The sequence below is a fragment of the Arthrobacter sp. DMZ02-1R genome, assembly GCF_057747935.1.
Map to the genome: position 1 here is coordinate 3,138,779 of NZ_CM173230.1, position 20,805 is coordinate 3,159,583.

General features: G+C 62.4%; 13 protein-coding genes and 3 rRNA genes. 3 read left to right on the forward strand and 13 right to left on the reverse strand.

Annotated elements, in window-relative coordinates:
* Positions 1 to 28: 28 nt before the first annotated feature.
* Genes recN through AC3ANQ_RS15100 form a run of 6 tightly spaced genes read right to left on the reverse strand, consistent with a single transcriptional unit; the run spans position 29 to position 5,666 of the window.
* Positions 29 to 1,768 carry a DNA repair protein RecN gene (recN, locus tag AC3ANQ_RS15075; RefSeq protein WP_488301787.1) on the reverse strand — a complete coding sequence of 580 codons (1,740 nt, stop codon included), beginning with the start codon at positions 1,766 to 1,768 and terminating at the stop codon, positions 29 to 31.
* A 3-nt stretch (positions 1,769 to 1,771) separates the two neighbouring features.
* On the reverse strand, positions 1,772 to 2,794 hold the full coding sequence (locus tag AC3ANQ_RS15080; protein ID WP_488301788.1) for an NAD kinase: 1,023 nt from the start codon (positions 2,792 to 2,794) through the stop codon (positions 1,772 to 1,774).
* A gap of 13 nt (positions 2,795 to 2,807) precedes the next feature.
* Positions 2,808 to 3,620, reverse strand: coding sequence for a TlyA family RNA methyltransferase (locus tag AC3ANQ_RS15085; RefSeq protein WP_488301789.1), 813 nt, complete (start codon positions 3,618 to 3,620; stop codon positions 2,808 to 2,810).
* A 2-nt stretch (positions 3,621 to 3,622) separates the two neighbouring features.
* Complete coding sequence (locus AC3ANQ_RS15090) at positions 3,623 to 3,847, reverse strand: hypothetical protein (protein WP_488301790.1); 225 nt, start codon at positions 3,845 to 3,847, stop codon at positions 3,623 to 3,625.
* 9 nt (positions 3,848 to 3,856) lie between these two features.
* Complete coding sequence (locus AC3ANQ_RS15095) at positions 3,857 to 4,846, reverse strand: HAD-IIA family hydrolase (protein ID WP_488301791.1); 990 nt, start codon at positions 4,844 to 4,846, stop codon at positions 3,857 to 3,859.
* A complete protein-coding gene (locus AC3ANQ_RS15100; protein WP_488301792.1) occupies positions 4,839 to 5,666 on the reverse strand; it encodes a hypothetical protein in 828 nt (275 codons plus the stop codon). The genes AC3ANQ_RS15095 and AC3ANQ_RS15100 overlap by 8 nt, the downstream gene beginning before the upstream one ends.
* Before the next feature lie 6 nt (positions 5,667 to 5,672).
* Here AC3ANQ_RS15100 and AC3ANQ_RS15105 point away from each other — a divergent pair, with 6 nt between their 5' ends.
* On the forward strand, positions 5,673 to 6,686 hold the full coding sequence (locus tag AC3ANQ_RS15105; RefSeq protein WP_488301793.1) for a hypothetical protein: 1,014 nt from the start codon (positions 5,673 to 5,675) through the stop codon (positions 6,684 to 6,686).
* A 655-nt stretch (positions 6,687 to 7,341) separates the two neighbouring features.
* On the opposite strand, the gene rrf is transcribed toward AC3ANQ_RS15105, so the two are convergent.
* From rrf to AC3ANQ_RS15130, 5 genes are all read right to left on the reverse strand, one after another.
* A 5S ribosomal RNA gene (gene rrf / locus AC3ANQ_RS15110) occupies positions 7,342 to 7,458 on the reverse strand.
* 171 nt (positions 7,459 to 7,629) lie between these two features.
* A 23S ribosomal RNA gene (locus AC3ANQ_RS15115) occupies positions 7,630 to 10,766 on the reverse strand.
* A 538-nt stretch (positions 10,767 to 11,304) separates the two neighbouring features.
* Positions 11,305 to 12,829, reverse strand: a 16S ribosomal RNA gene (locus tag AC3ANQ_RS15120).
* Together the 16S, 23S and 5S rRNA genes form the textbook arrangement of a ribosomal RNA operon.
* A 570-nt stretch (positions 12,830 to 13,399) precedes the next feature.
* On the reverse strand, positions 13,400 to 14,710 hold the full coding sequence (gene tyrS, locus AC3ANQ_RS15125) for a tyrosine--tRNA ligase (protein WP_488301794.1): 1,311 nt from the start codon (positions 14,708 to 14,710) through the stop codon (positions 13,400 to 13,402).
* Positions 14,711 to 14,754: 44 nt separating this feature from the next.
* A complete protein-coding gene (locus tag AC3ANQ_RS15130) occupies positions 14,755 to 16,983 on the reverse strand; it encodes a HelD family protein (protein ID WP_488301795.1) in 2,229 nt (742 codons plus the stop codon).
* Positions 16,984 to 17,141: 158 nt separating this feature from the next.
* On the opposite strand from AC3ANQ_RS15130, the gene AC3ANQ_RS15135 reads away from it, so the two are divergent.
* Complete coding sequence (locus tag AC3ANQ_RS15135; RefSeq protein WP_488301796.1) at positions 17,142 to 17,777, forward strand: GNAT family N-acetyltransferase; 636 nt, start codon at positions 17,142 to 17,144, stop codon at positions 17,775 to 17,777.
* 15 nt (positions 17,778 to 17,792) lie between these two features.
* On the opposite strand, the gene AC3ANQ_RS15140 is transcribed toward AC3ANQ_RS15135, so the two are convergent.
* The gene (locus AC3ANQ_RS15140; RefSeq protein ID WP_488301797.1) at positions 17,793 to 18,443 is read right to left on the reverse strand and encodes a DNA-3-methyladenine glycosylase; all 651 of its coding nucleotides are present in this window, start codon (positions 18,441 to 18,443) and stop codon (positions 17,793 to 17,795) included.
* A gap of 95 nt (positions 18,444 to 18,538) precedes the next feature.
* On the opposite strand from AC3ANQ_RS15140, the gene AC3ANQ_RS15145 reads away from it, so the two are divergent.
* Positions 18,539 to 20,104: an AlkA N-terminal domain-containing protein gene (locus tag AC3ANQ_RS15145; RefSeq protein ID WP_488301798.1), complete on the forward strand. Its 1,566-nt coding sequence runs from the start codon at positions 18,539 to 18,541 to the stop codon at positions 20,102 to 20,104.
* On the opposite strand, the gene AC3ANQ_RS15150 is transcribed toward AC3ANQ_RS15145, so the two are convergent.
* Complete coding sequence (locus tag AC3ANQ_RS15150) at positions 20,010 to 20,747, reverse strand: maleylpyruvate isomerase family mycothiol-dependent enzyme (protein ID WP_488301799.1); 738 nt, start codon at positions 20,745 to 20,747, stop codon at positions 20,010 to 20,012. The two genes, AC3ANQ_RS15145 and AC3ANQ_RS15150, sit on opposite strands and share 95 nt — an antisense overlap.
* Positions 20,748 to 20,805: the final 58 nt, after the last annotated feature.

The following is a 20,805-nucleotide window of genomic DNA, read 5'->3' on the forward strand; positions in this document are numbered from 1 at the left end:
CTGATGTCCTACGGCTGGAGCCGGCCGGCTAGGCCTGCTGAGGTAGAAGCTTGGCGTCGTCCAGCAATTCCTGGGCATGCGCACGCGCAGACTCCGAGTCTTCCTGCCCCGCCAGCATCCTGGCAAGCTCCTTCACGCGTTCTTCGTCATCGAGGAGCTGTACGTCGCTGGAGGTGAAGCCAGTGGCGGTCTTACCGTCGCTCCCCCTGACTGAGGTCTTGGTGACGCGGATGTGTTGGTCCGCGAACGCGGCGACCTGCGGCAGATGGGTTACCACCAGCACCTGGACGTGGCGCGCCAGCATGGCGAGCCGGCGTCCGATCTCGACGGCCGCACGCCCACCTACTCCGGCATCCACTTCGTCAAAGACGAACGTCGGCACGGGGTCCACAGCGGCAAGGACCACCTCGATGGCGAGCATGACCCGGGACAATTCGCCACCGGACGCTCCCTTGCCGAGAGGACGGGCAGGGGCCCCTGAATGGGGCTGCAGCAGGAAAGAGATGTCGTCGACGCCGTGCGGCCCCAACTGCCCGCCACTGTCTACCTCGATCACCAGGGTTGCGTCGGCCATCGCAAGGGCGGTGAGTTCCGCACTCACGCGCGCTGCGAGGTCCTTGGCGGCCTTCGACCGCGACTTGGAGATCCGCGCGGCCTGCTTCCGCAGTGTGGACTCTGCGGCAGTCACCTCAGCGTCGAGGGCTTCGATCCTGGTGGAGTCGTCCTGCAGTTCGTCCAGCCGGACCCTTGAGGCTTCGGCCCATTCGAGCACCTCGTCGATGCTCGGCGCGTACTTCCGGATGAGTTTGGCCAGCGCCGCACGCCTGTCCTCAATCTCCGCAAGGCGTTCCGGGCCTTCGGAGTCCAAGGAGGCCTGGTAGCTGGACAGCTCCGCCGCGATGTCGTTGATGAGGAAGCCAATCTCGGCGAGCCGCGTGGCCGCTCCTGCCAAGGCTTCGTCATGCTCGGAGACCTGTTCCAAAGTCCGTTTGGCCGAGTCGATCAGAGTCGTGGCATCGGCCGTTTCGCCGAATTCCTCCGAGATCAGAGCTTCATGTGCTGCCGCGGCGGCAATGCGGAGTTCTTCGACATTGGCCAGTTTCACTGCCTCGGCCTTCAGGGAATCGTCCTCTCCCGGCTGGGGGTCGACGTCGTCGATTTCCTGGAGCGCTACGGCCAGCGATTCCGCTTCCCGTAGCCTTTCCCGGGCCTCGCTTCGGAGGGTATCGAGTTCCGCCTGGCTGGACTTCCAATGACTGTAAAGGTCCTGATACTCAGTCAGCGCCGTGACGAGGTCAGCCCCGGCGAAACGGTCCAGTGCGTGCCGTTGCGCCACGGCACCCTTGAGCCGGATCTGGTCCGACTGGCCATGCACCACCACCAGGCTTTCGCCAAGTTCTGCCAAGACGCCCACGGGCGCCGACCGGCCGCCCACGAAGGCACGGCTGCGGCCGTCCGCACCCACGGTGCGGGCCAGCAAGAGCTGAGTGCCGCCGTCGTACTCTTCAGCGTCGCCGCCGGCCTCCACGGCCCGTTCCACGGCGGCGTGCGCCGGATCAAGCAAGAGCCGAGCCTCCGCGGAGGCTGACTTGGCGCCGGAGCGCACCGCACCGGCGTCGGACCGTGCTCCCAAGAGGAGGCCGACGGCGGTGACCACCATGGTCTTGCCGGCGCCGGTTTCGCCCGTCACGACGCTCAGGCCCGGCCCCAACGGCAACGTGGCGTCGGTGATGACGCCGAGATCACGGATCCGGAGTTCCTCGATCATGGTTTACATCTCCTTGGTGGGGTCGGCCGCTCTGCCTGTCCGCACGTCCTGGGGCGTTGGCAAAGGGCTGGGCTTGAAAGTCCTGACCACGGGGGTAGGACCGGTGTGGATGTCCGCCGAACGGGGTGCCGGGCCCCGCCAGCCGTGGATGGGGAGCTCGAACTTCCGGACGAGTCGTGCGGAAAACGGAGTCTGGTGGGTGCGGGCAAGCCGCACGGGCCGCGTGGACCGGGTCACCTCAATCCGGGCGCCCGGCGGCAGGTCCACGGAGCGTCGACCATCGCACCAAAGCACGCCTTGGGCTTCCGTGCGGGTGAGGATCTCCACCGCAAGCCTGGACCGCGGTGAAACGACGAGGGGTTTGGCGAAGAGGGCATGGGCGCTGATGGGCACGATCACCAAGGCTTCCACCTCAGGCCACACCACCGGTCCGCCGGAAGAGAAAGCGTAGGCCGTGGAACCCGTGGGGGTAGCGAGCACCACTCCGTCGCAGCCAAAGGACGTCAGCGGACGTTCATCCACTTCGGTCACTACTTCGATCATGCGCTCCCGGTCAGCCTTCTCAATGGCGGCCTCATTGAGAGCCCAGGTGTGCCAGATCTTCTGGCCACGGACCCACACCTGGACATCAATCGTCATGCGCTCTTCCACGGTATATTCGCGGCTGGCGATCCATTCAACGGTCTGGGCAAGATCGGCCCGCTCGCTCTCGGCAAGGAAGCCGACATGTCCAAGGTTGACGCCCAGCAGGGGAACGTCGACGTTGCGGACCAGCTCGGCGGCGCGCAGGATGGTGCCGTCGCCACCAAGAACCATGACGAGTTCGACGTCCTCCAACCGGACATCCTCGTGGAGGATTTCGATCGGCTTGTCCACAACACCGAAGAACCGTTCGATGTCGTCCAGTTCCGATTTCTGCATCACGGGAATCAGACCTGAGTAGTGGAGCTGCCCGCAGGCATCCCAAGCCGCGCGAAGGGAGTCCTCACGCCCGGTGTGGGCAAGGACCAAAACGCGCCTGCTCATGGTGTTCTGCTTTCTAGTGGGTGGTCCAGATTCGTTCCATCAGTGCAGCAACTTCCTCGTCCCGCTCTTCGATCTTAGGCAAGTCCGCCTGAATCCTGCGTCTTATCCACAGGAAGTACTCCACATTTCCGTCCTGGCCCGGCAAGGGGCTCGGTGCCAGGCCGCGGAGTTCGAGCCCGGCGTCCACGGCCGCCTTCGCAACTTGGGCTACAGCCCGTCGCCGTTCATGATCGGATGTGACCACGCCTGTGCGGCTCAGCCGTTCCTTGCCAACCTCGAATTGTGGCTTCACCATGAGCACAAGGTCTCCCCCGGGTTCGGTGCATGCCGCGAGCGGGTGCAGAACCAGGGTGAGGGAAATGAAGGACAGGTCCGCCACAGTGAGCGCGGCCGGGCCACCGATTTGTTCCGGAGTCATATAGCGGACGTTGAGGCCCTCATAGACAGCGACGCGCGGATCGTTCCGCAAGGACGGCACCAACTGGTCATGCCCGACGTCGACCGCCACCACCTGCGCGGCACCTTGCCGGAGCAGCACGTCCGTAAAGCCGCCGGTGGAAGCTCCGGCGTCGAGGCACCGTTTTCCCTCCACAACAACGGAAGGGAACGCCGCCAGGGCTCCGGCCAGTTTATGGCCGGCGCGGCTGACGTAAATGTCCTCGGCATGGGCCTGGACGTCAAGTTCGGTTGCTTCGGAGACCTGTTGTGCCGCCTTGGCGAGAACGCTGCCCCCGGAGCTGACTTTTCCGTCCGCAATAAGTTTCGCGGCATGGGTCCGCGATCTCGCCAATCCGCGGGTGACGAGTTCCTGGTCGAGTCTGGCCATGCTCAGCGTTCTTCGGCGTCGAGGGCCGCCATCAAGGAGTCGTGGATCTCGGCGTACATGCCGCTGTGCTCGGCCACCGGCAGGGAGGGGATGTCCGCCAGCCGTTCCAGGGCCGAATCCACGGCCACATCACCTATGGGGGCAGCGTCGTCCGGCCATGGAGCATCGTGCGGTTCGACGGCGCTCGGCTCCACGGCGCTCTCCGGGAGATCGTTCAACTCGCTCATTGCACCAGTCTAGTTTTCCAGCCATTCGAGCCGCGGCGATGTAGCCTCTGCCGCGTCCGGGTTGGCGGCCCACCAGGCTGCGCACGCAGCACGCCAGGCGTCCAGGTCCTTCTCGGACCCGGAGATGGTGATCAGGCCATCTTGGACCTCGGCAGTTGCCTTTCCGCAACGGAACGTGCTGTCTTCCTCGACGATCTCAGGGTACGGCTCGTACAGTTCAGTGAGATCAGCCAGCAAGTAGCCGGGGCGTTCCGAACTGCGTGCAGCAAGGATGGACTCGGGCGTGTCGACGCCGGTGAGGACCGCCGCCGTCGCGAAGCCGGCACGGTTGCCGCCGAGGATGTCGGTGTCCAGACGGTCGCCGACGACGATCGGGCGTTTGGACTTCAGCCGCCGCGCAGCGGAGTGGAATAGAGGAGCCTCGGGCTTGCCTGCGACTCGCGGTTGCTTGCCCGTGGCAGACGCGACAGCGGCTACCAGGGTTCCGTTTCCAGGTGCAATGCCGCGGGCTTGTGGAATGGACATGTCCGTATTTGTGGCGACCCAAAGGGCACCCGAAGCGACAACGTAGGACGCCTCGGCCAAGTCCTTCCACGCGATTTCCGGATTGAAGCCCTGGACTACCGCCACGGGCTTCTCTTCGGCGCTGTGGACCGGCGTGAGGCCAACGAGTTCTATTTCGTGAGCCAACGCAGCGCTACCGGTGATCATCACGCGCGAACCGGGAGCCAGGAGACCGGCGAGAAGGTCGCCGGCGGCTTGCGAAGAGCTGACCACCTGATTGTCCTCAGCCGGTGCCCCAAGCTCACGAAGATGCGCCGCAACCTGGGCAGGGGTGCGCGAGGCGTTGTTGGTCACATACCCAAGCCGCACCCCCACCGACTCAAGCCGCTGCAGGGATTCCACCGCACCCGGAATGGCGTGGGGGCCCGCATAGACAACTCCGTCCAGATCGGACAGAACTGCGTCAAAACGTGAAACCAGTGAGGCCTCAGTCATTCTTGGTCTCTTCGCCGCCCTCGGGAGCCTTCACCTGGTCTTCGTCTGCCTCGTCTTCCTCGGCGGAATCGGGATCCGATTCGGCGTCATCGGACTCGAAGTAGTCAGACTCGACGTCGTCGAGTTCCACTTCGTGCTGTTCCGAGTCTTCAGAATCGATGACCGTCTCCGCGCGTGGCGGGGCGGCCTCGGTGCTTGACTCTTCAGCCCGTTCGGTGCCCTCCTCGACGTTCCGGAAGCGGGGCTTGGGAGCTTCGCGCTCGTCGCCTTCGCCGAGGTCGATGATGTCCGGGTCTTCGAACTCTCCTACGCCGAGGGCATTTTCAGCCACGACTGCCTGGCGCTGCCACTTGCCGGCCTCCTCTGTGCGACCCACTGCCGTCAGGGCGTCTGCGTAGGCACGGAACAGGCGCGGGCTGTAGGAGAAGGCGCGGTTGATGTCGAGCTGGATGATCTCCAGCTCGGCCACGGCGGCGTCCAACTGGCCAAGGTCGGTCCTGGCTCCGGAGGCCACAATTGCGAGTTCAACCTTGCCGGGGGCGTCGAGATCCTGTGCTTCGGGAGAGCGGACGACGTCCAGCGCCCGGTCCGGCCGCCCCAGACCGCGTTCGCAGTCGGCCATGAGCGGCAAATGGACGTTGGATCCGCTGATCCGACGGTAGGTGCGGAATTCGCGAAGCGCCTCGCCATAGTGTCCGGCAGCGTAGGCGGTCAGGCCCACGGCTTCACGGACAGCTGCCAGGCGTCCTCCACGGCGGCTGGCAGCCAGGGCGTGCTGGAAGGACAGTTCAGGGTCGATATCGATGAGGCGGCCGGCCATGACGAGGTGCTTGGAAACCCATTCGGCATTGGTGCCTTCGAGGGTCTTGATCTGGTGCTTGGTGACGCGGTCGAGCTCCTGGCCCGTAACGTCGTCGTCGATCTCGGGGGAACGCTCGCGGTCCGGGCGGTTGGCGCTGCGCAGGTCCGCGGCGTTCGGAACCCGAGCGGGACGATCTTCCCAGGATCCGCCGCCGAAGCTACGTCCCTCGGTACGTGGGCCATCGAACTTGCGGGGACCGCGCTCGGGGCGATCACCGAAGCTGCGGCGCTCTCCCTCTCCTTCGCGGCGCGGACGGTCGCCGAAGGGCTTGCGATCACGACGCGGACGATCACCAAACGGCTTGCGGTCGCGATCGCCCTCACGGCTCGGACGGTCGCCAAACGGCTTGCGATCACGGTCACCAAAGGGCTTACGGTCGCGATCGCCCTCACGGCTCGGACGGTCGCCAAAAGGCTTGCGGTCACGATCGCCGAAGCTGCGGCGCTCACCGTCGCCGGCTGGCTTACGATCACCGAACGGCTTACGGTCACGATCACCAAAGCTCGGACGCGCATCCCCATCACGACGCGGACGATCACCAAACGGCTTGCGGTCCCGATCGCCAAAGCTGCGGCGCTCACCGTCGCCGGCTGGCTTACGATCACCAAACGGCTTGCGGTCACGATCGCCAAAGCTCGGACGCGCATCCCCGTCACGACGCGGACGATCACCAAACGGCTTGCGGTCACGATCACCAAAGCTCGGACGCGCATCCCCATCACGACGCGGACGATCACCAAACGGCTTGCGGTCACCATCACCAGCCGGCTTACGATCCCGGTCCCCAAACGGTTTACGGTCACGATCACCGCCGGGAGCGCCGGCAGTGCCGTCACGGTTGTCCCTGGAACGGAATCCTCGCGGGTCGCCCCCGGAATTGTTGTTGGCGCGGAACGGGCCGCGATCGCCTCGGCCACCGCCGAAGTTGCCGCGATTGCCGCCGTTGTGCTCAGCCATAATGGATTCCTCCTGTTGTGAGCTGACCACTGGCGCATGCGCAGCCGCTCTTATCCGTATTTTGATCTCACGCCGCCGGGATCCGGCTCGTATCTCTTATGCAATTCTAGGTGACCGGCCATCCGCGGACGCATTCGAGGACCGCCTAATCAGCTTCCCGTGGGAAGCATCACAAGTTTCGGCCCGCCCGGCTGTCTTGCAGCTGGCTCCCAAAACCAGATCCAGGGATCGGAATATTGACGCTCCTGCAGTTTTGGGGCCTTCCGGCCGGACGCTCGCTCACTTATGGCCGGTCCTGAGCCGACGCGACTGCAGTTCCGGGGCCTCGCCATGTGCGGGTCACGCGGTACAGCTCCATGTGTGATGGAGCGTTCGTGGGAACCCGCCCACATGTGATGGAGGGTTGGTCGTGACCGGCGCATATGTGAAGGAGGGGCCGGGTGTTTCCGGCGCATACGTGAAGGAGGGTCCGGGGTTTCCGGCGCATACGTGAAGGAGGGACCGGGTGTTTCCGGCGCATACGTGAAGGAGCGTTCGTGGGACCCCCCCATATGTGATGGAGGGTCCGGGGGTTTGTGGTGCAGGGGCGGGCGCTCCGGTGGTGTTGTGGTGGGTGTTTAAATGCGGGAGACCCCCCGACCACCGTGGTGGTTGGGGGGTCTCGACCTGGATGGTTGTCCGGCGGTGTCCTACTCTCCCACACCCTCCCGGGTGCAGTACCATCGGCGCTGTGGGTCTTAGCTTCCGGGTTCGGAATGGGACCGGGCGTTTCCCCCACGCTATGACCGCCGTAACCCTGTTGCCCGTCACCGCCGGCCCCCGGGGGGGTGGTGGTGTGGGAAGACTGGTTACAACATTGTGGTGTTGTTATTCAGTTGTGTTGGTTCCTGGAACGGGCAAACAGCCGTGACGGGTGTTTGTTGTCCGGGAACCACATAGTGGACGCAAGCAGTGTTGTGTTTGTGTGGTGTAAGTTGTCGGCCTATTAGTACCGGTCAGCTTCAACAGTCTTTGGTCCTGTCTTCCACATCCGGCCTATCAACCCAGTGGTCTGGCTGGGGGCCTCTCACACACGAGGTGCATGGAAATCTCATCTTGAAGCGAGCTTCCCGCTTAGATGCTTTCAGCGGTTATCCCATCCGAACGTAGCTAATCAGCGGTGCACTTGGCAGTACAACTGACACACCAGAGGTTCGTCCGTCCCGGTCCTCTCGTACTAAGGACAGCCCTTCTCAAATTTCCTGCGCGCGCAGCGGATAGGGACCGAACTGTCTCACGACGTTCTAAACCCAGCTCGCGTACCGCTTTAATGGGCGAACAGCCCAACCCTTGGGACCTACTCCAGCCCCAGGATGCGACGAGCCGACATCGAGGTGCCAAACCATGCCGTCGATATGGACTCTTGGGCAAGATCAGCCTGTTATCCCCGAGGTACCTTTTATCCGTTGAGCGACGGCCATTCCACAATGTACCGCCGGATCACTAGTCCCGACTTTCGTCCCTGCTTGAGATGTCTCTCTCACAGTCAAGCTCCCTTGTGCACTTACACTCGACACCTGATTGCCAACCAGGCTGAGGGAACCTTTGGGCGCCTCCGTTACTTTTTAGGAGGCAACCGCCCCAGTTAAACTACCCATCAGGCACTGTCCCTGACCCGGATCACGGGCCGAAGTTAGATGTCCAAAGTGACCAGAGTGGTATTTCAACGATGACTCCACCCGGACTGGCGTCCGGGCTTCAACGTCTCCCACCTATCCTACACAAGCCACTCCGAACACCAATACCAAACTATAGTAAAGGTCTCGGGGTCTTTCCGTCCTGCTGCGCGTAACGAGCATCTTTACTCGTACTGCAATTTCGCCGAGTTTATGGTTGAGACAGCGGGGAAGTCGTTACTCCATTCGTGCAGGTCGGAACTTACCCGACAAGGAATTTCGCTACCTTAGGATGGTTATAGTTACCACCGCCGTTTACTGGGGCTTGAATTCTCAGCTTCGCCTTGCGGCTAACCGGTCCTCTTAACCTTCCAGCACCGGGCAGGAGTCAGTCCGTATACATCGTCTTGCGACTTCGCACGGACCTGTGTTTTTAGTAAACAGTCGCTTCCCCCTGGTCTCTGCGGCCCCGATCCCCTCCCACCAGCAAGTGGTGTTCAAGGTTGGGGCCCCCCTTCTCCCGAAGTTACGGGGGCATTTTGCCGAGTTCCTTAACCATAATTCTCTCGATCGCCTTGGTATTCTCTACCTGATCACCTGTGTCGGTTTGGGGTACGGGCGGCTGGGACCTCGCGTCGATGCTTTTCTAGGCAGCATAGGATCACCGGATCCCCCCTTGCGGGGGTCCCGTCAGATCTCAGGATCGTCATCAAAGACACAGCGACGGATTTGCCTATCGCTGACCCTACATCCTTAGACCGGGGCAACCATCGCCCGGCCCGGCTACCTTCCTGCGTCACACCTGTTAATACGCTTACCTCCCGGGATCAGGTCCCGCGCTCGGCCAAAACCCGCACACCACAAGGGTGCTTGGGCAGGCTCCGGGCGGTTAGTATCCCCCGCTTGGCATGGGCGGTCCTTCGCCGGTACGGGAATATCAACCCGTTGTCCATCGACTACGCCTGTCGGCCTCGCCTTAGGTCCCGACTTACCCAGGGCAGATTAGCTTGACCCTGGAACCCTTGATCATTCGGCGGACGGGTTTCTCACCCGTCTTTCGCTACTCATGCCTGCATTCTCACTCGTGTAGGCTCCACCGCTGGTTTACACCGCGACTTCACCGCCCACACGACGCTCCCCTACCACTCCAGACGACTGAACCACGAAGGCTTGTCTACTATCTGAAATCCACAACTTCGGCGGTGTACTTGAGCCCCGCTACATTGTCGGCGCGGAATCACTTGACCAGTGAGCTATTACGCACTCTTTCAAGGATGGCTGCTTCTAAGCCAACCTCCTGGTTGTCTTCGCAACTCCACATCCTTTCCCACTTAGCACACGCTTAGGGGCCTTAGTTGGTGGTCTGGGCTGTTTCCCTCTCGACTATGAAGCTTATCCCCCACAGTCTCACTGCTGCGCTCTCACTTACCGGCATTCGGAGTTTGGCTGACGTCAGTAACCTTGTAGGGCCCATCGGCCATCCAGTAGCTCTACCTCCGGCAAGAAACACGCAACGCTGCACCTAAATGCATTTCGGGGAGAACCAGCTATCACGGAGTTTGATTGGCCTTTCACCCCTACCCACAGCTCATCCCCTCCATTTTCAACTGAAGTGGGTTCGGTCCTCCACGACGTCTTACCGTCGCTTCAACCTGGCCATGGGTAGATCACTCCGCTTCGGGTCTAGATCACGCCACTACGATCGCCCTGTTCAGACTCGCTTTCGCTACGGCTACCCCACACGGGTTAACCTCGCGACGTAACACTAACTCGCAGGCTCATTCTTCAAAAGGCACGCCGTCACAACTACAAGGCTGCTCCGACGGATTGTAAGCACACGGTTTCAGGTACTGTTTCACTCCCCTCCCGGGGTACTTTTCACCTTTCCCTCACGGTACTGGTCCGCTATCGGTCATTAGGAAGTATTTAGGCTTATCAGGTGGTCCTGACAGATTCGCACGGGATTTCTCGGGCCCCGTGCTACTTGGGATCCTCTCCAGGCGGCACACAACATTACGGTTACGGGGCTCCCACCCTCTACGGCCGGCCTTTCAAGACCGTTCACCTATGTCCATGCTCTCACCCCACCGGTCCGGCAGAACCAGCACGGAAAGTCCCACAACCCCGCCCATGCAACGCCCGCCGGCTATCACACATGGAACGGTTTAGCCTCATCCGCGTTCGCTCGCCACTACTAACGGAATCACTCTTGTTTTCTCTTCCTGCGGGTACTGAGATGTTTCACTTCCCCGCGTTCCCCCCACGCACCCTATGTGTTCAGATGCGGGTCACCAGATCACCTCACAGCGTCTGGCGGGGTTTCCCCATTCGGACATCCTGGGATCAACGTTCGGTTATCAACTCCCCCAGGCTTATCGCAGATTCCTACGTCCTTCTTCGGCTCCTAATGCCAAGGCATCCACCGTGTGCCCTTAAAAACTTGACCACACAAAGATCAAAAAACTTCTCGAGAGAACCAGGCCACAAGGGCCAGGTTCATAAAAAGAAATTGCTGTAGACACAAACAAGCACAAAGGCCTGCCCGTGTCAGATGCTCGCGTCCACTATGTAGTTCTCAAACAACAACCCCGTACCACACCCCCCGCACCAACCACCCCCACAAAAAAGGGGACAGCCGCCACGCACGAAGACATGCAGCCAGGAAACCAGAAACACCAAACCCGCAACCCCGCACCCCCCCAAAGGAAGGACCCGCAGGCCGCGGCCCTGTTGCCTCAGGACCCAACAGTGTGCCAAACACGAAAACCGGCCCTCCCCCACCCGCACCGTTCCAGGACGCCCCGCCCCGCAAAGGGACAAGACAACCGTACTAGGGGCGGAAAAGGAAACCACCGGCCGCTATCTGCTGATATTCCACCCATGAGCACCCACCGCAGAACAGACGCCTGCGCAATGGGCTTTGCTTCCACCCACCCCCCAACCAACCATGCGGCAGGACAGGAAGCGGAAATGGTGCTCCTTAGAAAGGAGGTGATCCAGCCGCACCTTCCGGTACGGCTACCTTGTTACGACTTAGTCCCAATCGCCGGTCCCACCTTCGACGGCTCCCCCCACAAGGGTTAGGCCACCGGCTTCGGGTGTTACCAACTTTCGTGACTTGACGGGCGGTGTGTACAAGGCCCGGGAACGTATTCACCGCAGCGTTGCTGATCTGCGATTACTAGCGACTCCGACTTCATGGGGTCGAGTTGCAGACCCCAATCCGAACTGAGACCGGCTTTTTGGGATTAGCTCCACCTCACAGTATCGCAACCCTTTGTACCGGCCATTGTAGCATGCGTGAAGCCCAAGACATAAGGGGCATGATGATTTGACGTCGTCCCCACCTTCCTCCGAGTTGACCCCGGCAGTCTCCCATGAGTCCCCACCACTACGTGCTGGCAACATGGAACGAGGGTTGCGCTCGTTGCGGGACTTAACCCAACATCTCACGACACGAGCTGACGACAACCATGCACCACCTGTAAACCGACCGCAAGCGGGGCACCTGTTTCCAGGCGTTACCGGTTCATGTCAAGCCTTGGTAAGGTTCTTCGCGTTGCATCGAATTAATCCGCATGCTCCGCCGCTTGTGCGGGCCCCCGTCAATTCCTTTGAGTTTTAGCCTTGCGGCCGTACTCCCCAGGCGGGGCACTTAATGCGTTAGCTACGGCGCGGAAAACGTGGAATGTCCCCCACACCTAGTGCCCAACGTTTACGGCATGGACTACCAGGGTATCTAATCCTGTTCGCTCCCCATGCTTTCGCTCCTCAGCGTCAGTTAATGCCCAGAGACCTGCCTTCGCCATCGGTGTTCCTCCTGATATCTGCGCATTTCACCGCTACACCAGGAATTCCAGTCTCCCCTACATCACTCTAGTCTGCCCGTACCCACTGCAGAACCGGAGTTGAGCCCCGGTCTTTCACAGCAGACGCGACAAACCGCCTACGAGCTCTTTACGCCCAATAATTCCGGATAACGCTTGCGCCCTACGTATTACCGCGGCTGCTGGCACGTAGTTAGCCGGCGCTTCTTCTGCAGGTACCGTCACCCGAAAGCTTCTTCCCTACTGAAAGAGGTTTACAACCCGAAGGCCGTCATCCCTCACGCGGCGTCGCTGCATCAGGCTTTCGCCCATTGTGCAATATTCCCCACTGCTGCCTCCCGTAGGAGTCTGGGCCGTGTCTCAGTCCCAGTGTGGCCGGTCACCCTCTCAGGCCGGCTACCCGTCGTCGCCTTGGTAGGCCATTACCCCACCAACAAGCTGATAGGCCGCGAGTCCATCCAAAACCGCAAAAGCTTTCCACCACCACACCATGCGGCGGGCGGTCATATCCGGTATTAGACCCAGTTTCCCAGGCTTATCCCAGAGTCAAGGGCAGGTTACTCACGTGTTACTCACCCGTTCGCCACTAATCCCCGGTGCAAGCACCGGATCATCGTTCGACTTGCATGTGTTAAGCACGCCGCCAGCGTTCATCCTGAGCCAGGATCAAACTCTCCGTTGAAGTAAAACAAAAACAGACACAACCCCCGCACCGGAAATAACGGACACGGGAACTGCACAAAATTTGAAACCAGCTGAAAAAACCAGCCCCGCACCACGGAGGTGACACAGGACCAGCCAAAACAACCAATTTAATAAAAAATCGGTATCAACAAACTTGGCACACTATTGAGTTCTCAAACAACAGACACAATCCGAATACTTCTCGGAACAAATTCAATTGAATTCGATGTTCCGCATTTCCTCGCTGCGATATTTCTACTCTATTTCATTCATTTTCACTTTGCAAATCCAGGATTTCTCCCGAAATTCATCCAAAAGTGAGTCGAATATCCCCAAAGGGTCGATAAATTTTCCGATTTCCAGACTTTCGTCCAAACCGGATCATTCACAATTCAATGGGATTTTGTCGCAATTTGTCCGCATCAGCGGCAGCAACTCAGAAAACGATACACGCTCCCCCGGAGCCGCGCAAGTCGGCCTCGGAGGAGCGTGCAATAGTCGGCGTCGGCGCGCGTGCGCCGCAGCACAGAGCGGAACCAACCAGCCCCGCTGTGGAGTCAAGGAACCGTCACACGGTCACTTCGACTGTTGCCAGATTCTTCTTCCCACGGCGCAACAACAGGTACCGGCCGTGAAGCAGTTCCGTCTGGTCGATGACGGCGTCGGGGTCCGTCACCTTGCTGTTGTTCACGTAGGCGCCGCCCTCCCCCACCGTACGACGAGCAGCGGACTTGCTCTCGGACAGTCCTGAAGCGACCAAGAGGTCAACGATACCCAGGCCATCCGCGCCGATCGAGGCTGACGGCAGCTCGGCCGTGGCGGACGCCAAGGTGACTTCATCCAGAGCCGAGAGATCGCCATTGCCGAACAGCGCGGCGGAAGCAGCGATCACCTTCTCCGTTGCCTCGACTCCGTGCACCAGCGACGTGACTTCGTAGGCGAGCCTGCGCTGGCCCTCGCGAGCGAACGGGCGCTCGGCAACAGCGGCCCCAAGTTCCTCAATTTCGGCGCGGCTAAGGAAAGTGAAGACCTTAAGGCGATCAACGACGTCGGCGTCTGCGGTGTTGAGCCAGAACTGGTAGAAGGCATACGGGCTGCACATGTGGGCGTCCAACCAAATCGCGTTGCCCTCGCTCTTACCGAACTTGGTGCCGTCCGAGTTGGTGATGAGAGGCGTGCCCAGGGCGTGGACAACCTTGCCGTCAACCTTACGGATCAGCTCCGTGCCGCTCGTCAGGTTGCCCCACTGGTCCGAGCCGCCGGTTTGCAGCACGCAGCCGTAATCGCGGTTGAGTTGGAGGTAGTCCATGCCCTGCAGGATCTGGTAGCTGAACTCGGTGTAGCTGATGCCTTCGTCGGAACTGAGACGGGAGGCAACGGCATCCTTGCGAAGCATGGTGCCCACGCGGAAATGCTTCCCGATTTCACGCAGGAAATCGATGGCACTCAGGGGCGCCGTCCAGTCAAGGTTGTTCACCATGCGTGCGGCGTTGTCGCCCTCGAAGCTGAGGAAGCGGCGGACTTGGGCCTGAAGGTAGCCAACCCATTCCGAAACCGTGTCCTTGGTGTTCAAGGTGCGTTCCGCCGTCGGGCGCGGGTCACCGATCAGTCCGGTGGAGCCGCCCACGAGGCCGAGCGGCTTGTGACCGGCCAGCTGGAGGCGACGCATGAGCAAAAGCTGGACCAAGTTGCCGAGGTGCAGGGACGGTGCCGTGGGGTCGAAGCCACAGTAATACGTGATCGGGTCCCCGGCGAGCAGCTTTTCCAATTCCGTTTCATCAGTGGAAACGTGGATCAGGCCGCGCCATTTGAGCTCTTGCCAGATATTGGCAAAGCCCGGGTCGTTGTGCTGGGACTCGAGGTTGTTTACGTGTGACACGAGTTCTAAGTTAGCAGGATTGCCATTCAGCTTGCTTGTTTCCCTCAGCGCTCGATACCCGCAGGCAGTGGCGCGGCAGTAATGAGCCGGAGTCGCTGCGTCGGACGGGTCATTGCGACGTAGAGATCGCCCACCTTGCCGTGCTCGTGATTGAGCATGGCAGCGGGTTCCAGAACCACCACGCCGTCGAACTCGAGGCCCTTGGCTTCCTTCGGGCTGATGACCACGATGTCCTGGGAGTAACTCCCCGCTCCGGTGCCCACGCGGTGGCCGTAGACGCCACGGAGGGCGGCTGCAGCGCGCGGCAGGAGGGCGCCGTCGGCAATCACGGCGAGGAGGCCGCCGTCGATCGCTTCCAGTTCCTCAGGAAGGATTTCGACGAGGCGGTCCACCATTTCCGCTTTGTCCACGCGGTCCACGATGGGCGACCATTTGCCTTCGCGGACGGCCTTGGGAGCCGAAACAACCAGGCCTGCACGGTTCGCCATGCGGACCGCCGCTTCGGCGATCTGCGAGGGGGTGCGGTAGTTGACGGTGAGTTCTTCGAGTTGCCAGCGGTCCCCGAACGACGGCGCGAGGGCACTCTGCCAGGAATTCGCCCCAGCCGAGGAACTCGTCTGGGCGATGTCGCCGACGATCGTGAAGGACTTCAACGGGCAGCGGCGGACCAAGAGCCGCCACTGCATGGGCGAGAGCTCCTGGGCTTCGTCCACAACGATGTGTCCGAACGCCCACGAACGATCGGTCGTGGCACGTTCTGCCGCCGTCAGTCGCGTCTCGCGCTCCTGGTTCTGATCGGCGAGTTCCTCGGCCGTCATCAGTACGTCGACACCCATCGCCTCCATGTTGACCAGGGTCTGCTTGGCGTTGGCGATGTCGCGGGCGCGGTCGTGCTCTTGCTGCGCCAGTCCCCTGCCGGCGGCAGGATCCAGCTCGCCCAGAAGCTCAGCGGCCTCGTCGAGCAACGGAACATCGGCTTCCGTCCACGGGGCATCCGCAGGCCGCAGCAGCAACGCACGCTGCGCCGGTGTGAGGTGCGGTGTGCAGGCTTCCAGGATGGCGGGCTTGCTGAAGAGCTCGGACACAAGTTTCTCGGGTGTCATGGGCATCCAGCACAGGTTCAAGACGATCCTGACGTCGCGTGCCGAGCGGACGTCTTCGGCGAGGTAGGAACGGTCGGCGTTGTTGCCGATGTTCGACTCTTCGACGATCTCCGTTAGCTGCTCCGTGAGCTCGCGCAGCAGGATCTTCACAAACGTGACGCGTGCTTCGTTGTGGGGCTTGCCTGTGGCGCGCGCCCTGTCGCGGGCACGGCGTACCTGCCGGACAGACAGCGTGAGCTTGCGGGAATCTACCTCGAGGATGCGGTCCTCTGCGGGAGTCCTCTGCCGGTTGGCCACGGCATTGGCGATGACACCCGCCATGTCCAGCTTGCCCTTGAGTGCTGCGACATCGGGATCCTGTTCCGGCACGGCATGGATCCCGGGCATGAGGCGTCCAAGGCTGGCCATGACGACGCCGGTCTCGCCGAGGGAAGGCAGGACCCGCTCGATGTAGTGCATGAACGACGACGACGGGCCAACGAGCAGCACGCCCGCGGACTTCAGGCGGTCACGGTGGGTGTACAGCAGGTAGGCGGCGCGGTGGAGCGCGACGGCCGTCTTGCCAGTACCGGGACCGCCCTGGACAACCAAGGCACCGGAGATGGACGAACGGATAATGCGGTCCTGCTCGGACTGGATGGTGCCCACAATGTCCGACATGCGGCCGGTGCGCTTGGAATTCAGGGCCGCAAGCAGCGCGCCCTCGCCCTGGAGGGACGCGTTGTCAGCCAGCATGCTGGCATCCAGGACATCGTCTTCGATTGCCTTGACCTCGCGGCCTTGCAGTATCAGGTGACGACGACGGCGGACGCCTTGCCGGTCGAAGGCGGTCGCCTGGTAGAAATGGCCGGCTTCCGGGGCGCGCCAGTCGACCATAAGCCGCTGGAGATCCGCCGTGGAGAGGCCGATGCGGCCAATGTACTGCGCCTCTCCGGTGTCCAGGTCAAGGCGCCCGAACACAAGACGGTCGTCGACGGCGTCGAGCTGGGCGAGGCGGTCCTCGTACAGTGCCGCGAAGGCGTCGCGTTCGGAAACGTTCTGCATGGTGCCCACCGCTCCAGCGCGCCGGACTTGTGCAAGCTGCTGGCGCTTTTCCTCCCGCAACTCATCCAGGCGCGAGTAAAGACCGGCCACGTACTCCCGTTCGTGGAGCAAATCAGCGTCGTGCATCGAAACGTTCCCCTATCGAAAAAGACGGACCGTCCATTCTACAGCGGTTTTGCTTGACGTGTGTGAAACGGTCTCCACGCCGGTACGTCACGCAATGTTCACTCAGAGCTAACCTGCAGAGCTTTTCTGTCCGTACCCGGTAGTGCTTAAATGCTGCAATGCAGCACGACGTTGCCCTGACCCGACACGGCATCAGCTTGGTCCCGCTCTCCCCCGCCCACGCCGGCCCACTGTTTGACTTCGTGGACTCCGGGATGTGGTCCGGGATGGCCGCCGAACAGCCTTTGAGCGCCGCGGAACTGGCCGAACTCTTCTCGGCCCGGCTCGAAGACCCCGCAACCATTCCGTTCGCCGTCGTCGAGCAGCGGACAGGAGCTCTGCTTGGGACCACCTCCCTGTGCGATTACAGTCCCCGACAGCAGCGCCTGGAGATCGGCGGGACCTTTTACGGGCGCCCCTTTTGGGGCAGCCACGTCAATCCTGCGGCGAAACAGCTGCTTCTGGCCTACTCTTTCGAAGTTCTGGACGTCCACCGGGTCGGGTTCCGCTGCGACGCGCGCAATACGCGCAGCGCTTCAGCCATTCAGCGGCTCGGCGCCAGCTACGAGGGCACTCTGCGCGGGCACCGCTTCGCTCCAGACGGCAGCCGCTGCGACACGGCCGTGTTCTCGATCCTGCAGGCGGAATGGCCCCAGGTGCGTGAGTCTTTGCTTGGTCGCCTGGCGCCCTTCGAACTGCCAGACAACCACTGTGCGTATGTCGCCGAGCCAACCCGGACCGAACACGCCGCTTGAGGGATACCTCCGGAGCTAGACGGCGCGGCTTCGGCCCGGCTTGTAGCGGGACACTGTGGGGTCCCCGGAGAGCCAAAACCGCCACGGGTAGTCAGCGGAACCGCCGTCGCCTGATACTCCCACCCGGAGACCGCTGGCGACTGCTGATCGCGCTGCCGGGGTAGCCGGAAGTTCGAGGCCGAACGGCTCAGCCAAGGCATCGCGGCCGCTATCCGCCGCGGTCAACCCCAAAGCGGAGGCTAGCCGGGCGGGCCCGCTGGCGAGGTCGGTCAGGGATCTCGACGCCGGACGGCGGGACTGTGCCAGGGCTTGCCCGGCCACCACCTCGCCTGCCCGCAACAGCAGCGCGGACGCAACGCCGTCGGGACCGCAGACAATGTTGGCGCAATAATGCATGCCATACGAGAAGTAAACGTAGAGATGGCCGGCCGGACCAAACATGGGCGCATTCCGGGCGGTGGGGCCGCCAAAGGTGTGGGATCCAGGATCGGGTTGGGCCGAGTCCCGCGGACCCAGATAGGCCTCGACCTCGCTGATCCGGACGGACACCGTGCCCTCAGGAGTCCGGTGGCTCAGCACAGCGCCAAGGAGCAAAGGCGCTACATCCCGCGGATCTCCGGAAAGGATGGCCCTGATGGCTTCCGGAGCTGCACCCTGCGTTGTCATGCCCAGACCCTAGCAAGAATCCGCCAACTGGATCCGCCGCCGGCAATGTCCGATTTCCGCTAGGAACAGCGTGCGGAGACTGCGAGGATGGAGCAATGGACTTTTGGCAACGCTACCGTGCCATCGATGCGCGGGATCCCCGGTTCGACGGCCAGTTCTTCACCGCCGTCCGCTCGACGGGCATTTACTGCCGGCCGTCATGCCCGGCCCGTACGCCGAAGGCCGAGAACGTGACGTTCTACGAAACCTCGGCAGCGGCACACGAGGCCGGGTACAGGGCGTGCAAGCGATGCCTCCCGGAGGCAGTTCCGGGGACGCCCGCGTGGAACCTACGCTCGGACGTCGCCGGCCGGGCAATGCGGCTCATCAACGATGGCGCGATCTCCCGGATGGGCGTCGAAGGACTCGCCACCAGGCTGGGCTACTCTTCCCGTCAGCTCAGCAGGATCCTCAGCCATGAGCTCGGTGCCGGTCCACTGTCCCTGGCGCGGGCCAGCCGGGCGCAGACGGCCAGGACGCTCCTGGTGTCCACCTCGATGAAGCTCGCGGACGTGGCGTTCGCCGCCGGATTCAACAGCGTCCGCCAATTCAACGACACCATCAATGAAGTCTTTGCCCTGACCCCGACAGCGCTGCGGGCCACCGCGAAGCCTCTTGGCCATGAGGGCAGGCAGGCGGGGGCTACTTCGCTGACTCTCAACCTCCCGTTCCGGGAGCCTTTCGACACCGGGATTTTCGATTTCCTCGCCGCCCGAGCGGTTCCCGGCATCGAGCTGGCCAGTCCTACCAGCTACGCGCGAACCATTCGCCTGCCCCGCGGAAATGCCGCGTTCACTGTGGAGTACGACGCCGGGGCGCGCGGCGGTGCGCTGACCCTCGCCGTCAGCGCCTTGGACCTCCACGATCTTCCAGTCCTCCTGAGCCGCGTGAGACGGTTGTTCGATCTCGACGCCGATCCCGTAGCCGTGGACGAGGCGCTGGCCACGGATGCCCGGCTCAGCCCATCAGTGCGTGAGATCCCCGGGATCAGGGTCCCGGGCGCCGTGGCCCCCCAGGAACTGCTCATCCGGGCGATGATCGGCCAGCAAATCACGGTGGCGGCCGCGCGCACCGCTTTGACCCAACTGTCCGACGCCGGAACCCGCCTGCCGGAAGGCCACGCCGGACATGCACTTGGCCTGGATCGTTTGTTCCCCACGGCGGAGGAAATCGCCCGCTCCGGCGCGAGATTGCTGAGAGGGCCGCAACGCCGCATTGATTCGGTGCTGTCCGCGGCGGGGGCCATGGCCAACGGGGAACTCGACTTCGACTATGGCGACGGCCCCCAAACCCTGGCCGACAAGCTGTTGCCGCTGCCCGGCGTCGGACCCTGGACGGTCGGCTATGTGGCGATGCGGGTGATCGGCGATCCGGACGTTTTCCTGGCCAACGACGCCGCGGTCCGAAACGGACTCAAGAACCTCGCGGCCGCGGAGGAACTGCCTGCCGACTTCCGCAATGTGAGCCCGTGGCGTTCCTACGCCACGATGCACCTCTGGAGGGCAGCAGCGAGCAAACGCAGGCGGACTAATGCGCCGCCGGAACGCTCGATGGCCACGGCAGCAGCTCCGGCAAATCAACACCGTCCGCGTCGGCAGAAGCCCGCAGGCTCCCCAGGGTAGGCGTGCGGCCGGCGAGCCACGCCGCGATATCCGTGATCATGCCGTTAATGGCGACCGACTGGCGCCCCGAGCCTATGACGAGCTGCGGGAGGCCCAAAGGCTGAAGCACGAATTTCTGGTCCGTCGGTACGCGGGCCGAGAGGAAATCGAAGAGATGCTCGCAGAACTGCCGGCTCCAGGTCTCCGGGCCGCGACCCATTCCCAGATCCGTGACGTGAATGACCAGTTCGCGCCAAAGCGCCAGAGCGCCGTCGAGCACAGTTCCGTTCCGGAAGCTGATCCGGGTGTTCCAGCCGGACTCCACAAGTCCATCGAAGGCCCTCAGGGCCCGGGCGAGGGCGGCTTCCGTAGCGGCACGGTGTTCGGTGAGGCTATGGCTGGCTGCGAGCTCAATGGCCTTCGTACGGCCCTCGTAACCGCCGTCGTAGATGTCGATGGTCTCGCCGCGGGCGGCGTATTCCAGTTGACGGGCCATCGCGTTGGAAATGCCGGCAATATGCGCCAGCACGTGGCCGCGGGTCCAGCCGGGCAGTTGGGAGGGAGCTTTGACATCGGCGTCGTTGAACTTGGAGACGACTTCGGTGACAGTGCCGGCTGCTTTGTGGAGCTCGGCAAGAAGCGCTGAGGTAGTGATCTCGGTCATAGCGCCATAGTATCCGACGAGTTAAGCGCGCTGTTAACAGGGATTAACTGACAACGCC